This is a genomic window from Comamonas sp. lk (assembly GCF_900564145.1).
Taxonomy (GTDB): Bacteria; Pseudomonadota; Gammaproteobacteria; order Burkholderiales; family Burkholderiaceae_C; genus Comamonas.
The window spans coordinates 3,844,922-3,862,620 of the sequence record NZ_UOOB01000001.1 but is presented as its reverse complement, the minus strand read 5'-3'; the positions used below and the strand labels follow the sequence as shown (position 1 = coordinate 3,862,620).

The 17,699-nt window shown below is 64.0% G+C and carries 12 protein-coding genes; 10 read left to right on the top strand and 2 right to left on the bottom strand.

Annotation, left to right across the window (positions count from 1 at the left end; all coding sequences use genetic code 11):
* The first annotated feature begins 135 nt into the window (after positions 1 to 135).
* The 6 genes from EAO39_RS17605 to EAO39_RS17580 all read left to right on the top strand — a co-directional run bounded on the left by EAO39_RS17605 (position 136) and on the right by EAO39_RS17580 (position 6,823).
* Positions 136 to 606, top strand: coding sequence for a (2Fe-2S)-binding protein (locus EAO39_RS17605; RefSeq protein ID WP_120970048.1), 471 nt, complete (start codon positions 136 to 138; stop codon positions 604 to 606).
* Positions 607 to 654: 48 nt separating this feature from the next.
* The gene (locus EAO39_RS17600; RefSeq protein ID WP_120970045.1) at positions 655 to 3,042 is read left to right on the top strand and encodes a xanthine dehydrogenase family protein molybdopterin-binding subunit; all 2,388 of its coding nucleotides are present in this window, start codon (positions 655 to 657) and stop codon (positions 3,040 to 3,042) included.
* Positions 3,043 to 3,062: 20 nt separating this feature from the next.
* Entirely contained in the window at positions 3,063 to 3,848 is a 786-nt protein-coding gene (locus tag EAO39_RS17595; RefSeq protein ID WP_120970042.1) for a xanthine dehydrogenase family protein subunit M, read from the top strand.
* A gap of 164 nt (positions 3,849 to 4,012) precedes the next feature.
* Complete coding sequence (locus EAO39_RS17590; RefSeq protein ID WP_120971230.1) at positions 4,013 to 4,939, top strand: MoxR family ATPase; 927 nt, start codon at positions 4,013 to 4,015, stop codon at positions 4,937 to 4,939.
* Positions 4,926 to 6,152: a VWA domain-containing protein gene (locus EAO39_RS17585; RefSeq protein WP_120970039.1), complete on the top strand. Its 1,227-nt coding sequence runs from the start codon at positions 4,926 to 4,928 to the stop codon at positions 6,150 to 6,152. The genes EAO39_RS17590 and EAO39_RS17585 overlap by 14 nt, the downstream gene beginning before the upstream one ends.
* An 11-nt stretch (positions 6,153 to 6,163) precedes the next feature.
* Positions 6,164 to 6,823 carry a carbon monoxide dehydrogenase subunit G gene (locus EAO39_RS17580; RefSeq protein WP_120970036.1) on the top strand — a complete coding sequence of 220 codons (660 nt, stop codon included), beginning with the start codon at positions 6,164 to 6,166 and terminating at the stop codon, positions 6,821 to 6,823.
* A gap of 69 nt (positions 6,824 to 6,892) precedes the next feature.
* On the opposite strand, the gene EAO39_RS17575 is transcribed toward EAO39_RS17580, so the two are convergent.
* The gene (locus EAO39_RS17575; RefSeq protein ID WP_120970033.1) at positions 6,893 to 7,276 is read right to left on the bottom strand and encodes a nuclear transport factor 2 family protein; all 384 of its coding nucleotides are present in this window, start codon (positions 7,274 to 7,276) and stop codon (positions 6,893 to 6,895) included.
* A gap of 269 nt (positions 7,277 to 7,545) precedes the next feature.
* On the opposite strand from EAO39_RS17575, the gene EAO39_RS17570 reads away from it, so the two are divergent.
* Genes EAO39_RS17570 through EAO39_RS17555 form a run of 4 tightly spaced genes read left to right on the top strand, consistent with a single transcriptional unit; the run spans position 7,546 to position 17,279 of the window.
* On the top strand, positions 7,546 to 9,249 hold the full coding sequence (locus tag EAO39_RS17570) for an MdtA/MuxA family multidrug efflux RND transporter periplasmic adaptor subunit (RefSeq protein ID WP_120970030.1): 1,704 nt from the start codon (positions 7,546 to 7,548) through the stop codon (positions 9,247 to 9,249).
* A gap of 23 nt (positions 9,250 to 9,272) precedes the next feature.
* Complete coding sequence (locus EAO39_RS17565) at positions 9,273 to 12,482, top strand: MdtB/MuxB family multidrug efflux RND transporter permease subunit (protein WP_120970027.1); 3,210 nt, start codon at positions 9,273 to 9,275, stop codon at positions 12,480 to 12,482.
* On the top strand, positions 12,479 to 15,673 hold the full coding sequence (locus EAO39_RS17560; protein WP_120970024.1) for an efflux RND transporter permease subunit: 3,195 nt from the start codon (positions 12,479 to 12,481) through the stop codon (positions 15,671 to 15,673). Before EAO39_RS17565 ends, EAO39_RS17560 begins: the two co-directional genes overlap by 4 nt.
* 49 nt (positions 15,674 to 15,722) lie before the next feature.
* Positions 15,723 to 17,279 (top strand): efflux transporter outer membrane subunit, encoded by a 1,557-nt coding sequence (locus tag EAO39_RS17555; RefSeq protein WP_162989654.1) that lies wholly within the window; start codon positions 15,723 to 15,725, stop codon positions 17,277 to 17,279.
* An 11-nt stretch (positions 17,280 to 17,290) separates the two neighbouring features.
* On the opposite strand, the gene EAO39_RS17550 is transcribed toward EAO39_RS17555, so the two are convergent.
* Entirely contained in the window at positions 17,291 to 17,656 is a 366-nt protein-coding gene (locus EAO39_RS17550; RefSeq protein WP_120970018.1) for a hypothetical protein, read from the bottom strand.
* Between the last annotated feature and the right edge of the window lie 43 nt (positions 17,657 to 17,699).

Here is a 17,699-nt window from a genome sequence, read left to right as displayed (position 1 = left end):
TGCGCGCCCTGGGGGTCAACCCTAGCGGAGAGCGGGCGCCAGGTGTCGAGCATGTGGGCTGCGCGTTTGCTTTGTTACCCATACCCCGCGACTTGATAGCCACAATCGAGCCCGATACCGGCAGGAGGCAGCACGATGAATGTTCAGTTCACGGTCAATGGCCGCGCGGCCAGCATTGACATCCCCCCCAATACCTTGCTGGTGCAGGCCTTGCGAGAGCAGTTGCACCTGACGGGTACCCATGTGGGCTGCGACACCAGCCAGTGCGGAGCCTGCACGGTGCTCGTCAACGGCCGTGCCATCAAGTCCTGCACAATGCTGGCCGTGCAGGCCCAGGGTGCACAGGTACAGACCATCGAAGGCATGGCGGCAGCAGACGGCAGCATGCATCCCATGCAGGCGGCGTTCAAAGCCTGCCACGGCCTGCAGTGCGGCTTTTGCACGCCGGGCATGGTGATGAGTGCGGTCGATCTGTGCCAGCAGCAGCCCCAGGCCGATGACGCACAGATCCGCGAACTGCTGGAAGGCAATATCTGCCGCTGTACCGGCTACCAGAACATTGTGGCGGCCATCAAAAAAGGCCGTGATGACATGCAGGCCGCATAAACCCTGGCCTTCCCGAGCTGATTCATAGAACCGAGAAGGAGACAAGCCATGGGAGCCAAGGAATTTTCCAAGCTGCCGCATATCGGTGAAGCCTTGCTGCGGCGCGAGGACGACCGCTTTCTGACGGGCACGGGCCAGTACACCGACGACATCACGCTGGGAGCGCAAACCTATGCGGTGTTTGTGCGCTCGCCCCATGCGCATGCCAGGCTGCGCAGCGTCAACACCGAAGCGGCCAAGGCTGCGCCAGGCGTGGTGGGCATCTTTACGGGCCAGGACGTGGCAGCCGCCAACATCAACGGCCTGCCTTGCGGCTGGTTGATCACCAGCACCAACGGCGAGCCCATGAAAGAGCCGCCCCATCCGATTTTGGCCCTGGATACCGTGCGCTATGTGGGCGACCATGTGGCCATGGTCGTGGCCGAGACCCTGCAGCAGGCGCGCGATGCGGCCGAGCTGGTGGAGGTGGATTACGAGGTGCGGCCGTCGGTGGTGAACGTGGCCGATGCCGCCGGCGGCAAGAAAGCCGGCGCCGTGGTGCATGACATCGCGCCCGACAACTGCTGCTATCGATGGGCGATTGGCGACAAGGCCGCTGTCGATGCCGTGTTTGCCGGCGCAGCCCATGTGACGCGGCTAGATCTGGTCAACAACCGCCTGATTCCCAACGCCATGGAGCCGCGCGTGGCCATTGGCAGCTACAACCGGGCCAATGACGAGTACACGCTGTATGTGGCCAATCAGAACCCGCATGTGGAGCGGCTGCTGATGACGGCTTTCGTCCTGGGGCTGCCGGAGAGCCGTGTGCGGGTCATCGCTCCCGATGTGGGCGGCGGCTTTGGCTCCAAGATCTTTCTGTATGCCGAGGATGTGTGTCTGACCTGGGCTGCCAAGAAGCTCAACCGCAATATCAAGTGGACGGCGGATCGCAGCGAATCCTTTCTCTCGGATGCCCATGGCCGCGACCATGTCAGCCATGCCGAAATGGCCATGGATGCAGACGGCAAGTTTCTGGCCATGCGCGTGCACACCGATGCCAACCTGGGCGCCTATCTGTCCACCTTTGCCAGCGCCGTGCCCACGATTCTTTATGCCACGCTGTTGGCGGGCCAGTACACCACGCCGCAAATCCATATAGAGGTGGATGCCTGGTTCACCCATACCGCGCCTGTTGATGCGTATCGCGGTGCGGGCCGGCCCGAGGCCACCTATCTGCTAGAGCGTTTGGTCAGCCGCTGCGCCTTGGACATGAATCTGTCGCAGGCCGAGATCCGTCGGCGCAACTTCATCACCAGCTTTCCCTACCAGACGCCGGTGGCCTTGCAGTACGACATTGGCGACTACCCGGCCTGTATGGATCAGGCCGAGCAACTGGCCGATGTGGCGGGCTTTGCCGCCCGGCGCGCCGCCAGCGAAGCCCAGGGCTTGAGGCGCGGCCTGGGTTACAGCAGCTATATCGAAGCCTGTGGCCTGGCACCCAGCAATATTGCGGGGGCGCTGGGCGCGCGTGCGGGCCTGTTTGAATGTGGCGAGGTACGCGTGCATCCCACGGGTAGTGTCACGGTGTTCACCGGCTCGCACAGCCACGGCCAGGGTCATGAGACCACGTTTGCCCAGGTGGTGGCCGCGCGGCTGGGCATTCCTGTGGAGAACGTCGAAGTGGTGCACGGCGATACCGGCCGCGTGCCTTTTGGCATGGGCACCTATGGCTCGCGCTCCATCAGCGTGGGTGGGGCGGCCATCATGAAGGCGCTGGACAAGATCGAGGCCAAGGCCAAGAAGATTGCCGCGCATCTGCTGGAGGCCAGCGATACCGACATCGACTTTGCCGATGGCGAGTTCACCGTGCGCGGCACGGACAAGAAGCTGCCGTTTGCCCAGATTGCGCTGACGGCCTATGTGCCGCACAACTATCCGCTGGACAAGCTGGAACCCGGCCTGGACGAAACTGCTTTCTACGATCCGACCAATTTCACCTTCCCTGCAGGCACGCATATCTGCGAGGTGGAGATCGACCCCGTCACCGGCGTGGTGCGCGTGGATCGCTTCACGGCGGTGGACGACTTCGGCGTCATCATCAACCCCATGATTGTCCAAGGCCAGGTGCATGGCGGCCTGGCCCAGGGCATTGGCCAGGCCTTGCTGGAAAACTGCGTGTACGACCGCGAATCGGGTCAGCTGCTGACCGGCAGCCTCATGGACTACGCCATGCCGCGGGCCGACGATCTGCCTGACTTCACGCTGGGTGCAGTCTGCACGCCTTGTACCCACAACCCGCTGGGCACCAAGGGCTGCGGCGAGGCCGGGGCGATAGGCTCGCCGCCGGCCGTCATCAATGCCGTGCTGGACGCCTTGCACCCGCTGGGCGTCAAGGATCTAGACATGCCTGCCAGCCCGCACCGGGTATGGGAAGCCATTGATGCTGCGCGCGGCTGATAGATCAAGGAGACCCGCATATGTACGCTTTCAGCTATTCCAGACCCGAGACCTTGAACGAAACAGTGGCCGCCGGCGGCCAGTTTCTGGCCGGCGGCCAAAGCCTGATTCCGTCGATGAAGCTGCGCCTGGCTCAGCCCGGCGCGATTGTGGACCTCAACGGCCTGGCCGATCTGGCCGGAATTCGAGCCAGCGGCAATCAGCTCGAGATCGGAGCCATGACGCGCCACGCCGATGTGGCGGCCAGCACCGAAGTTCAGGCTGCCATTCCGGCCCTGGCCCAGTTGGCGGCCGGTATTGGCGACCGCCAGGTGCGCGCGCGCGGCACCCTGGGCGGGTCTCTGGCCAATAACGACCCTGCGGCCTGCTACCCCAGTGCCGTGCTGGGTCTGGATGCCACCGTGGTCACCAACCGCCGTGAGATGGCTGCCGCCGATTTCTTTCAAGGTATGTACACCACGGCGCTGGAAGAGGGTGAGCTGATCACCGCTGTGCGCTTTCCTCTGCCCCAGGCAGCGGTCTATCTGAAGTTCAAACAACCGGCTTCGCGCTTTGCCCTGGTCGGCGTGTTTCTGGCGCAGACGGCGCAAGGCGTTCGCGTGGCGATCACGGGGGCCGGCCTGTCGGTGTTTCGCCATGCGGGGCTGGAGGCGGCGCTGACCCAGAGCTTCACTCCGCAGTCGGCCGCCGCTGTGGCGATTGACGACAGCGAGCTCAACAGCGATCTGCATGCCAGCGCGCGCTACCGGGCCCAGCTGATCAGCGTGCTGACGCAGCGGGCAGTGGCGCAGATAAACACCCCCTGAGGCGCGTTGCGCCTTCCCCCTCTCTCTTCGGGAGGGGGACGATGCCATCGCTGCGGGGCGGCCCTTGCTTGGCATCTCGGGCATTGTGGTGCGCCCTGAGCCAATAGGTGGTGTATTTTGAGTGAAAAATGGCTATAGCCTATATGGATAAAGCGCAAGCAGCTATGAATACTGATGTAAACAGTGCTCTGCAGTCGGTCGACGGGTTGCAGGCTGCGTTGCAGGATGTGGGCTATTTTGCGGACCGTCGCCTGGCCACTGCCGTGTTTCTTGCGCTCAAGCTGCAGCGGCCTTTGCTGCTGGAGGGCGAGCCCGGCGTAGGCAAGACCACGCTGGCCCAGGCCTTGTCTGCCGTGCTGTCGCGCGAGCTGATCCGCTTGCAGTGCTATGACGGGCTGGAGCAGCGCGAGGCGCTGTATGAATGGAACTATGCGGCCCAGTTGCTGCACCTGCGTGCAGCCGAGCTGCGTGGCAGTGCCGAGGTCGGGCTGGCCGAGCTGGAGGTTTATCAGAGCCGCTATCTGGTGCGCAGGCCGCTGCTGCAGGCCTTGCAGACGCCAGAACCCGGCGCCGTGCTGCTGATTGACGAGGTGGACCGGGCCGATGAGCCGTTCGAGGCTTTTTTGCTTGAATACCTGGGCGAATACCAGATCAGCATTCCCGAGTTGGGGGTGATACGCGCCCAGGTACCGCCGGTCACGTTGCTGACCAGCAACCGCACGCGGGATCTGCACGATGCGGTCAAGCGCCGCTGTCTCTATCATTGGCTGGACTACCCGGAGCGCGAGCGCGAACTGGCGATTGTGCAGGCCAAGGTGCCTGAGGCGAGCGCGCAGCTGACGCAGCAGATTGCCGCTTTTGTAGCGCGTTTGCGCAGCCGCCCGTTTGCCGATGCGTTTTCTCGCACCCCGGGCATTGCCGAGAGTGTGGAATGGGCCAAGGCCCTGGTGGCACTGGACACGCTGGTGGTCGATCCCGAGCTGGTGCACGCAACCGCCGGAATCCTGTTCAAGCAGCGCGAAGATGTGGCGGCGCTGACGCCCGAACGGCTGGAGCAGTTGCTCAAGCCCGAAGCCGATGCCTCCAACTGAATCATCCAACGTCTCTGTCAGCTGGTGGGGAGATGCGCGCAGCGGCAAGCTGCCTCTGAATCTGCTGGGCTTTGGCCGGGCGCTGCGCCGTGCCGGCTTGGCGGTGGATGCCGAGCGCATGGCGCTGGCCCAGCAAAGCCTGATGCTGGTGGGGGTGGGCAGGCCGGAGATGCAGGCGGCGCTGGAAACCGTCTTTGTCTCGCGCCAGCAGGACCTCGCGGTTTTTCGCGAGCTGTTCGCCGCCTATTTTCGCAACCCCGAGGTTGCGCAGCTGCTGCTGGCCCAGCTCTTGCCTCGCGCTCCTGAAGCTGCAGCGCCAAAGCATCGCCCGCGAGTGCAGGAGGCTCTGGCCGCCATTCATGCGGCGCAAAAGTCCGAGCGGCCGGTGCAAGAGGAGTTCAAGCTGGATGCCGCCATGAGCGCCAGTGATCGCCAGAGGCTACAGAATGCGGACTTCAACCAGCTCAGCGCCAGCGAGTACCTGCTGGTGCAGCAACTGGTGCGCGAGATACGCCTGCCGCTGCCGCGCTACCGCAGCCGGCGCGGTCATCTGTCCAGCCGTGGTGCGCAAGTGCATTGGTCGGCCAGCTTTGCCGAGGCTGCACGCACCGGAGGCGAGCTGTTGCAGCTCAGGCGCTGGGAGCGGCGGCAACTGCCCATGCCCTGGCTGGCGCTGGTCGATGTCTCGGGCTCCATGGAGCGTTATGTGCGGCTGATGCTGGCGTTTCTGCATCAGGCAAGCAGTGCACAGCACCATCCCCAGCTACGCCGCCATGTCTACAGCATGGGCACCGGGCTGCGCGACCTGAATCCGGCTTTTTCCCTGGCCGATCCTGACGCCATGCTCACCGCCGCCAATGCGGCCATTGACGACTTTGGCGGCGGCACCCGCCTGGGCGACTGCCTGGGCCAGCTGCGCCTGCAGGCCGCACGCCATCTGGTGGGCAGGCGAACCCTGGTTCTGATCGTCAGCGACGGGCTGGATACCGGCGAGGCACAGCTTCTGGAGAGCGAGCTGCTCTGGCTCAAACGCCATAGTGCGCGTATCGTCTGGCTGAACCCCTTGCTGCGCTTTGACGGCTATGCGCCGCTGGCCGCCGGTGCCGCCATGCTGCACCAGCATTGCCATGCCATGCTGGCCGTGCACAACCTGCAGTCCTTGCAGGAGTTGGCGGTGCAGCTGGCCCGGTTGATGACTCTGAAACCTTCCTGAAGGAGACTTCCATGGAAATGCATGCCAGCCGTCCTCTTGCAGCCAGCCAGCAGCAGGCCTGGGAAGCGCTAAACGACGCCGAGACACTCAAGGCCTGTCTGCACGGTTGCGAAAAATTCGAAGCCGTGGATGACGCCAGCTATGCCGTGATCATGGCTGTCAAGGTCGGCCCGGTCTCGGCCAGGTTCAACGGCAAGATCAGCTTGTCCGACGTGGTGGCCCCCGAGAGCTACACCATGACCTTCGAAGGCCAGGGCGGTGTCGCCGGGTTTGGCACGGGGCAGGCCAAAGTCAGGCTCTCGCCTCAGGAGGATGCCGGCCAGTGCCTGCTGGACTATGAGGTTCAGGCCCAGGTGGGTGGCAAGATTGCGCAGCTGGGCCAGCGCCTGATCGATGGTGCGGCCAAGAATATGGCGGAAGATTTTTTTGCGCGCTTTGATGCGCTGATGCGCGAGCGCAACCCCATGCAGGGGCAAGAGGAAGACGCCGATTCCAGCGCCAGATTCGATACCCGCACCTGGGAGCATGATGCTGCCATGGTCTCCAGCAGCTCCGCGCCACTGGATGCCACGCCGGCGGCCGCGCCGCAAGGCAAGGGCTGGCTGCCCATCTGGACCTGGGCGCTGGGCCTGATCGTGGTGCTGGGCGCACTCTGGCTGCTGAGCCGGTAAAAAAGCCCGGGCCTTTATGAGGGCCGGGCTGGCTTCAAGTCGTCAGCCTTTGGGCCGGGCGCGCGCTGCTTATTGCGGCTGGGCGTGAAAAGCCTTGTTGGCGATCTTCCAGCCCTGCTCGGTCTTGAGCAGCACAAAGTAGTCGGTAAACGTCACCGCACCGTGGTAGAGCGTGACCTTGGCCATGGCAGCCGTGCCCACGATGTCCAGATAGTCGATGGTGCGGCGGCGTGTGGCTTCATCGGCTGCGGGGGTGTTCTTGAAGCGCTGGCAGTAGAAATCCAGATCCCAGGAGGTCAGCGGGCCTTCGCGCACCGACTCCAGGCGGGCCGTGGGCATGAAGGCGGCGCGCATGTGCTCGGCGTTGTCTTCGGCGTGGCCGCGCATATACAGCTCTAGAGGGACGCATACTGCAGCGGCTTCGGGGTGGTTGCTCAGGTGTTCGGTGGTCATGTGAATTGTTTCCTTGGAGAGGGGGCAGGCACGCGACGCCAAAATGCAGCGCCAAAAGATATAAGCATAGGCAAGCTGGCCCAGGCTTTACCCCTAATTGGGTCAGCACTGTTTGTGCTGTGGTGGGGCAAACACAGAACGTAAACCCGCCGTAAAGATGTCGTAAAAGCGGGCAAAGCCGGTGATTGCCGACCTGAGGTGCAGATGCAAATAGATACCATTGCGCCAATCCGTCTGCCCATAGGCCCTAGTGGCCGTGTCTGAACCACATGCCAAGTCTTCACTTTTTGCGCTCTGAATCGTCTCGTTCCCAGTCTGGCCGAGTCCGGCCGGCCGTTCTTGTCGGTGTGCTGGCGGCCCTGGTGGCCGCTGGTGCGGGGGCGTGGTGGTGGAAGCAGCAGGCGGCTTCCACGCAGGCCTCCGGCGCATCGGCCGGCGGCGCTTCGTCCGCAGGCCCTGGCGCACGAGGTGCACGCGGCGGGCGCATGGGGCCCGGTGGCCCTGGCGGTGCCGGTCAGACCCAGCCGGTATCGGTGGGCGTGGTGGAGCGGCGCGACATGCGGGTGTTGATCAGCGCCATTGGCACCATGAACGCGCGGGCCACGGCCGTGGTGCGCGCCAAGGTCTCGGGCGAGCTGCTCAAGCTGCATTTCAAGGAAGGTGATGAAGTCAAGGCCGGTCAACTGCTGGCCGAGATCGATCCGCGCAGCTTTCAGGCCACGCTCAGCCAGGTGCAGGGTTCGCTGGCCCGCGATCAGGCCCAGCTCAAGAATGCCCAGCTGGATCTGCAGCGCTACAAGGAGCTGCTGGCGCAGGACTCCATAGCCAGCCAGCAGGTCGATACCCAGGCTGCGCTGGTGCGTCAGTTGCAGGGCACGGTGGCGGCCGATCAGGGTCAGGTCGACGCTGCCAAGCTGCAGCTGAGCTATACCCGCATCACGGCGCCCATCTCGGGCCGTCTGGGTCTGCGTCAGGCCGATTTGGGCAACGTGGTCAATCCCTCCGATACCAATGGTCTGGTGACCATTACCCAGGTACGGCCGATTGATGCCTTGTTCTCCGTCCCCGAAACCCATGTCAGCACGCTGGCCGAACAGCTGCGCGCCGGCAAGCCCATGCCGGTAGAGCTGTGGGATCGCGAGCAAAAGCAGATTCTGGCCAAGGGCCAGCTCAATGCCCTGGACAACACGATTGACACCACCACGGGCACCGTCAAGGCCAAGGCCGCGTTTGACAATGCCGACGGCAAGCTGTTCACCAACCAGTTTGTGAACGTCAAGCTGCAGCTGCGCCAGCTGGAGCAGGTGCTGGTCGTGCCCGCCAATGCGGTGCAAAACAACTACGTGTACCTGGTCAAGCCCGACAAGACCGTGACCCAGCGCAAGATTACCGTGGGCGTCAGCGATGGCGATTATGTGAGCGTGCGCGGCGAGCTGGAGCCCGGCGATCAGGTGGTCACCGATGGTATCGACCGCCTGCGCGAAGGCGCCCAGGTTTCGGTCATCGATGCCGACAAGGTCAAGAAGGTGGATCAGGCCGTGCAGGACGCGGCCAGCCAGCCGCGCGGTGCCATGCGCAACCTCACGCCCGAGCAGCGCGAAAAAGTCTCCAAGATGACGCCAGAGGAACGCAAGGAGTTCTTCCAGAAGCTGCGCGCCGAGCGCGGTGCCAATGGTGGTAATGGAGGTCCTGGCGGTCCTGGTACTGGTCAAGGCCCGCGTGTGTCAGAGGCTCAGGGCAATGCCCAAGCTCCGGCCCAACGCGAGTCCAAGACCGAAGCCAAGCCGGATGCCAAGCCCGCCGCCGAGCGTGGTGAAAGAGCCGAGGGCCGGGGTGACCGTCCCCAGCTGACGCCCGAGCAGCGCGCCAAGCTGGAGGCCATGTCGCCCGAAGAGCGCAAGGCTTTCTTCCAGAAGCTGCGCGCCGAGCGTGCTGCCAGCGGTGAGGGCGCGGCCCCTGCCGCGGGCCGCTGAGCAACTCAGAGCCTGCGGCCATCATGAATCTCTCCCGTCTTTTCATTCTTCGGCCGATTGCTACCGCGCTTTTGATGGTGGCTGTGCTGATCTCGGGCCTTCTTGCCTACCGACTGCTGCCCATCTCGGCCCTGCCCGAGGTGGACTACCCCACGATTCAGGTCACCACGTTGTATCCGGGCGCCAGCCCCGATGTGATGACGTCCAATGTCACGGCGCCGCTGGAGCGCCAGTTCGGCCAGATGCCCGGGCTGGACCAGATGTCTTCCACCAGCTCCGGTGGCGCGTCGGTCGTCAGCCTGCGCTTTGCGCTGGATATGTCCATGGACGTGGCCGAGCAGCAGGTGCAGGCTGCCATCAATGCGGGCACCAATCTGCTGCCCAGCGACCTGCCCATGCCCCCGCTGTACAGCAAGGTCAACCCGGCCGATGCGCCGGTGCTGACGCTGGCCATCAGTTCGCCTTCGCTGCCCGTCATCAAGATCAATGACCTGGTGGAAAACCGCTTGGCTCCCAAGCTCTCCCAGGTCAAGGGCGTGGGCCTGGTGGCCATTGCCGGTGCACGCCGCCCAGCGGTGCGCATCCAGGCCAACCCGGCAGCCCTCGCCAGCTTTGGCATGACGCTCGATGATGTGCGCTCTGCCATTTCGGCCGCCAACGTCAAGACGGCCAAGGGTAGCTTTGACGGCCCCAACCGTGCTTCGACCATCGACGCCAACGACCAGATGCAGTCGGCGGCCGAGTACCGCAATCTCATCATTGCCTTCAAGAACGGCAACCCCGTGCGCCTGTCAGACGTGGCGCAGACTGTGGACGATGCCGAAAACACGCGTCTGGCCGCCTGGTCGGGCACGCCCGAGACGGGCTCCAAGTCGGCCGTGATTCTCAACATTCGTCGCCAGCCGGGGGCGAACGTGATTGCCACCGTCGATGCCATCAAGACCTTGCTGCCCCAGCTCAAGGAGACGCTGCCTGCCTCCATCGATGTGCAGGTGCTGACCGACCGGACCGTCACCATCCGCGCCTCGGTCAAGGACATGCAGTTCGAGCTGGCGCTGGCCATTGCCCTGGTGGTGATGGTGATCTTCCTGTTCCTGCGCAGTGCCTCGGCCACGCTGATTCCCAGTGTGGCAGTGCCGCTGTCGCTGGTAGGCACGTTTGGCGTCATGTATCTGGCAGGCTTTTCCATCAACAACCTCACGCTGATGGCCCTGACAATTGCCACGGGCTTTGTGGTGGACGATGCCATCGTGATGATCGAGAACATCGCCCGCTATGTGGAAAAAGGCGAGCCGCCCATGCAGGCCGCGCTCAAGGGTTCCAAGCAGATTGGCTTCACCATCATCTCGCTGACCATTTCTCTGGTCGCGGTGCTGATTCCGCTGCTGTTCATGGGCGACGTGGTGGGGCGGCTGTTCCATGAATTTGCGATCACCATGACGGTCGCGATTTTGATCTCGGCCGTGGTCTCGCTGACGCTCACGCCCATGCTGTGCGCGCGCCTGCTGCGCCACAAGCCCGAAAGCGAGCAGCAAAAAGCGCAGTCCAAAGGCATGGGCGCGGCCGTGGCGCGCTTTTTTGACAAGGTGATTGCCGAATACGGCCGCATGCTGACCTGGGTGCTGGATCACAGCAAGCTGACCTGGCTGGTGTTCGTCGCCACGCTGGTGGTCACGGTGCTGCTGTACTTTGTCGTGCCCAAGGGCTTTTTCCCCGAGCAGGACACAGGCACGATTGCCGCGACCACCGAGGCTGACCAATCCATCTCTTTTGCGGCCATGGCCGAGCGCCAGCAGGCCCTGGCCGAGCATTTGCTCAAGGACCCGGCCGTGGCATCCATCTCCTCGTTTATCGGCGTGGACGGCACCAACACCACGCTGAACACCGGCCGTATCCAGATCGACCTCAAGCCCCACGGTCAGCGTGACCGCTTGCCCGTGGTGCTCAACCGCCTGGCCGAAGATTCCCAGGCTGTGCCCGGCATACGCCTCTATGCCCAGCCCGTGCAGGACTTGACGATTGAAGACCGCCAGGCCCGTACGCAGTACCAGTTGCTGCTGTCCTCACCCGACATGACGCAGCTGACTGCCAGCACCAAGGCCCTGGTCGAAAAGCTGCAGCAGCTGCCGCAGCTGCTGGATGTCAGCAGCGATTTGCAGAATCAGGGTCGCCAGGCCTATGTGCAGATCGACCGGGCCCAGGCCAGCCGTCTGGGCGTGACGGTGGCGTCGGTGGACTCGGCGCTCTACAACGCCTTCGGCCAGCGCCTGATCTCCACCATCTTCACCCAGTCCAATCAGTACCGCGTGGTGCTGGAGGTAGCGCCCCAGTTCAAGGTCGGCCCCGAGGCGCTGCAGAACATCTATGCCGCTTCCAGCACCGGTGCGCCGGTGCCGCTGTCGTCGATTGCCACGGTGAGCGAGCGCCCCATGGCGCTGGCCGTCAACCATGTGGGGCAGCTGCCGGCTGCCACCATCTCCTTCAACACGGCGCCCGGTGTATCGCTGGGCCATGCGGTGGAGGCGGCGCAGGCCATCATCCAGCAACTGCGCGACCAAGGGCAGATTCCGCTGTCGGTGGATTCGCAGTTCCAGGGTGCGGCGCTGGCTTTCCAGGCCTCGTTGTCCAACACGCTGCTGCTGGTGCTGGCCGCCATCATCACCATGTACATCGTGCTGGGCGTGCTGTATGAAAGCACGATTCACCCGATCACGATTCTCTCCACCTTGCCGTCGGCCGGCGTGGGGGCGTTGCTGGCCTTGCTGATTGCCGGGCTGGATCTGGACATCATTGCCATCATCGGCATCATTTTGCTGATCGGCATCGTCAAGAAGAACGCCATCATGATGATCGACTTTGCGCTGGACGCACAGCGCGAAGAAGGTATGAATGCGCGCGATGCCATCTATCAGGCTTGCCTGCTGCGCTTTCGTCCCATTCTCATGACCACGCTGGCGGCCTTGCTGAGCGCGCTGCCCATGATGCTGGGTACGGGCGTGGGCGCCGAGCTGCGCCAGCCTTTGGGCGTGACCCTGGTGGGCGGCTTGCTGCTGAGCCAGTTGCTGACGCTGTTTACCACGCCGGTGATCTATCTGACCTTTGAAAACTGGGCCGAGAACTGGCGCACCAGGCGGGGCTTGCCGGCCGTCAAGCAGGTGCCGCATTCCGAAGCCGAAGTCATGGGCGAGCCGGACAGCGACGCACAGGGTGGCGAACCCAAGGTGGGGCCATGAGCATTTCCACGCCCTTCATCTTCCGTCCCATCGCCACCATGCTGCTGACCATTGGCATGGCGCTGGTGGGCGGCATGGCCTACTTTCTGCTGCCGGTGGCACCACTGCCGCAGGTGGACTATCCGACGATCTCCGTCACCGCCAGCCTGCCCGGTGCCGCACCCGACACCATGGCTGCCACCGTGGCCACACCGCTGGAGCGGGCGCTGGGCAGCATTGCCGGCGTGAACGAGATGACGTCCAGCTCCAGCATGGGCAGCACCCGCATCACCTTGCAGTTCGATCTGACGCGCACCGTGGACAGTGCGGCCCATGATGTGCAGGCGGCCATCAATGCGGCGCGCACCCTGCTGCCGTCGGGCATGCCGGGCAACCCGACCTATCGCAAAGTGAACCCGGCCGATGCGCCCATCATGATTCTGGCGCTGACTTCGGATTCGCTGACGCGCGGCCAGATGTACGACGCTGCCAGCACCGTGCTGGCACAAAAGCTGGCCCAGGTCGAGGGCGTGGGTCAGGCCTCGATCAACGGCGGTGCCTTGCCTGCCGTGCGCGTGGAGCTGGACCCGGTGCGGCTGGCGGCCAATGGTGTCTCTCTCGATGCGGTACGCACGGCCATCAGCGCCACCAACGCCAACCGCCCGCTGGGCGCGGTCGAGCGTGAAGACCACTACTGGCAGGTTGCCACCAACGACCAGGCCCGCACGGCTGCCGAATATGCGCCGCTGGTGCTGCGCTGGAACAACGGCAATGCCGTGCGTCTGTCCGATGTGGCCGATGTCAAGGACTCGGTGCAGGATGTGCGCAATTACGGCGTGATGAATGGCAAGCCTGCCGTGCTGCTGCAGGTCTTCAAGCAGCCCGACGCCAACATCCTGCAGGCCGTGGACAAGGTGCGCGCCATGCTGCCCCAGCTCAGGGCCTCCATCCATCCCGCCATCGATGTGACCGTGATTTCGGATCGCACGCCCACGCTGCGCGCTTCGGTCAAGGAAGTGCAGAACGCGCTGCTGATTTCGATTGCGCTGGTCATCATGGTGGTGTTCGTGTTTTTGCGCCGCTTGCGCGCCACGCTGATTCCCGCCGTGGCCGTGCCGGTGTCGCTGATGGGCACCTTCGGCATCATGTATCTGTGCGGCTACACGCTGGACAACCTCTCGCTGATGGCGCTCACGGTGGCCGCCGGCTTTGTGGTGGACGATGCCATCGTGGTGCTGGAAAACGTGATGCGCCATATGGAGCGCGGCAAGTCCGCCATGCAGGCGGCCATCGAAGGTGCGCGCGAGATCGGCTTTACCGTGGTCTCCATGAGCCTGTCGCTGATTGCGGTGTTCGTGCCCATTCTGTTCATGGCCGGCGTCGTCGGGCGCTTCTTTCGTGAGTTTGCCGTGGTCATGTCGGCGGCGATTCTGGTGTCCATGATCATCTCGCTGACCACCACGCCCATGATGTGCGCGGCCTTGCTGCGCACGCCCGCCGAGGAAGAGCGCCGCCGCGCCGAGCGCGCCAAACGCCCCTTCACGCGCCGCTGGGATGCGTTCTGGCAGCGCATCTCGCTGGCCATGGACCGTTTTGAAAAGCGCCTGACCGCTTTGTACCGTCGCACGCTGGCCTGGGGCTTGCGCCACCAGCCCGTGGTGCTGCTCTGTCTGGCAGCGGTCATCGGTCTCAATGTCCATCTCTACCAGACCATAGACAAAGGCTTTATGCCCAGCGAGGACACGGGCCGCGTCATGGGCTTTATCCGCGCCGACCAGTCCACGTCCTTCCAAGCTATGGAGCGGCGCATCAAGCGCTTTCTGGATGTGGTGCAGCAGGATCCGGCTGTGGAATATGTGACCGGTTTTACCGGCGGCGGTCAGGCCAACTCGGCGAATATGTTCATGTCGCTCAAGCCCATGGCCGAGCGCAAGGTCTCCAGCGACGAAGTCATCAATCGCCTGCGTGAAAAGCTCAAGGACGAGCCTGGTGCGCGCCTGTTCATGGTGACCCAGAGCGATGTGCGCATTGGCGGGCGCCAAAGCATGTCGGCCTATCAGTACACGCTGCAGGCCGACGACACGGCCGAGCTGCGCATGTGGGAGCCGCGCATTCGCCAGGTGCTCTCGACCCTGCCCGAGCTGACTGATGTCAACAGCGATGTGCAGGACAACGGCATGCAGACCAAGCTGGTCATAGACCGCGACCAGGCCACGCGTCTGGGACTGACGGTTTCGCAGATCGACAACACCTTGAACGATGCTTTTGGCCAGCGCCAGGTGGGCGTGATCTACAACCCGCTCAACCAGTACCGCGTGGTGATGACGGCCGCGCCCCAGTATCTGCAAAGCCCGGAGACGCTGCGCGGCTTCTTCTTCGTCAACAGCGCGGGCCTGCAGATTCCGCTGACGGCCTTTGCCAAGATCACCACCTCGACCACGCCGCTGTCCGTGCAGCACCAGAGCGGCACGCCGGCCAGTACGGTGAGCTACAACCTGGCGCCCAATGCCTCGCTGTCGCAGGCCAATGATGCGATTCGCAATGCCATGCTGGAGCTGGGCGTGCCAGTGTCGATTCGCGGCAGCTTCAGCGGCTCGGCCGGAGCCTTCCAGCAGGCGCTGGCGGGCCAACCCTTGCTGATCCTCGCGGCCATCATCACCATCTATCTGGTGCTGGGCATCCTTTATGAAAACCTGGTGCACCCGCTGACGATTCTGTCCACCCTGCCTTCGGCCGGCGTGGGGGCGTTGCTGGCGCTGATGCTGTGCAAGACCGAGTTTTCGCTGATCGCCTTCATCGGCGTGATCTTGCTGATTGGCCTCGTCAAGAAGAACGCCATCATGATGATCGACTTTGCGCTGGAGCGTGAAAAAAGCGGTCACGCCAGCGCGGCCCAGGCGATTTACCGTGCCTGTAATCTGCGCTTGCGCCCGATTCTGATGACCACCATGGCCGCATTGTTCGGTGCGCTGCCGCTGGCCCTGGGCCGGGGCGATGGTGCAGAGCTGCGCCAGCCGCTGGGCATTGCCATCGTGGGCGGGCTGTTGCTCAGCCAGTTGCTCACGCTCTACACCACCCCCGTGGTTTATGTGCTGCTGGACCGTGTCCGCCGCCGCGTGCTGCGCGGCTGGGCGGCACGTCCGGCCTGGTTGCGCCATGGCGCAGCCGCCCAAACTGCGCCCACGCCTGGGGTACTGAATGCCGGTAAGTGAGATCACCATGCAAGAGATAAATCTGAATCAAATCGGCCTGATAGCAAGAATGAACAAGCGCGAGAAGCTCACTTTTTTGAAGTCTTCGCCGCGTCTGCTGCCCTTGGTGGCGGCGCTGTTTTTGGGGGCTTGTTCCATGCAGCCGCTCTACCAAGTGCCGCAGATGCAAGTGCCTGCCCAGTTCAAGGAAGCCACGCCAGAAGCCGCGCAGTTCGGCATCTGGCAGGCGGCCCGGCATGGTGCAGACGGCCAGCCCGTAGTCGTGTCTGCACAGTGGTGGACCGTGTATGGCGACGCCGTGCTCAACCAGCTGCAGGATGAGGCGGCCAAGGCCAACCCCAGCGTGGAGCAGGCCGTGGCCCGCTTGCGCGCGGCCCAGGCCAGCGTGGCCAGCAGCCGCGCCGCGCAACTGCCCACCCTGGGCACCACGGGCAGCGGCAGCCGGGCCCTGACCGGCGGCGGCACCTATAGCAACACCAATGGTGAGAACGTGGCGCGCAGCGGCTCCATCAACAACAACTTCTCGCTGGGGCTGAGCGCCAGCTGGGAGCTGGATCTCTGGGGCAAGCTCTCGGGTGCGGTGGATTCCAGCCGTGCCAGCGCCCAGGCCAGCGGCGACGATCTGGCCGCGGCCCGCCTGTCCACCCAGGCCTCGGTGGCACAGACCTATTTCTCGCTGCGTGCAGCCGAAGCCCAAGCCGTTTTGCAGCAGGAAAGCCTGGAGGCTTACGAGCAGAGCTTGAAGCTGACGCAAAACCGCTACAAGGCCGGTGTGGTGTCCTCGGCCGACGTGGCCCAGGCCGAGTCGCAATACAAGAGCACGCAGGCACAGCTGCTGGAATCCCAAACCACGCGCGCCCAGTTCGAGCATGCCCTGGCTGCCTTGCTGGGCAAGGCGCCGGCGGCCTTCAGCCTGCCGGTCACCGGCGTGCTGCCCACGCCGCCTGCCGTGCCCGGCATGCTGGCTTCCACCTTGCTGGAGCAGCGCCCCGATATCGCGGCGGCCGAGCGCCGCGTGTTTGCCGCCAATGCCCAGATCGGCGTGGCGCGTGCGGCCTACTTCCCTTCGCTGACTTTGTCGGCCAGTGCGGGCTATCGCAATTCCATGCTGTCCGAGTTGCTCAATGCACCCAATCTGTTCTGGTCGCTGGGCCCGGCGCTGGCGCTGAATCTGTTTGACGGCGGTGCACGCAATGCAGCCGTGGAATCGGCCCGCGCCTCGCTGGATCTGGCGGCTGCCACTTACAAGCAAACCGTGCTGACGGCCTTGCAGGAGGTGGAGGACAACCTAGTGGCCGCCACCAATCTGACGCAAGAGGAAGCCCTGCAGGGCGAGGCCTTGGTGGCCGCCCAAAAATCGCTGACGGTGGCCAACAACCAGTACAAGGCGGGCACGGTGGCCTATCTCAATGTGCTTTCGGCCCAGACCACGGTGCTCAGTGCGCAGAACAATTTGACCAGCGTGAAGAACCGCCGGCTGACGGCGGTCAATACCTTGCTCAAGAATGTGGCCGGGCGCTGGGAGCCCGTGGACGGCAAGGCAGTTGCCCAGGCCGCAAATCAACCCGTAACTCAGCCCGTTACTCAGCCCGCTGCTGTGCAGTGAGCCGCTAATGCTCAGCTATCGAGTTCAAAGGCCTCGCGCAGCGCATCGCCAAACTGCTGCGAACCTGAAATCGACAGATTGACGGTGGTGCGGCCTGGCGCTGCGGCGGCCAGCTGCAGGCGGCCGCTGGCGGCGTCAAATCTCGCAGGCAGCGAGGCGCCGTCATCGTCTTGGGCCTGCAAGTCGTAGTCCCAGTCAAAGCCGTCGTCCACGGCGCCCTGGCGGCCGGCAAACGACTGCTGGGCCCAGCGCAGCAGCTGTTCAATCTCGGCGGCCAGCGCCGGCACGCGCTCGGCTTTCACGCAGGCCATGGCATCCCAGGTGCCTGTGCCTTCTTCGTCTTCGCTGTAATCAAAATCCAGATAATCCAGGGCCATGGCATATTGCGGGTCAACAAAACAAGGCGGCTATTTTGCCCGC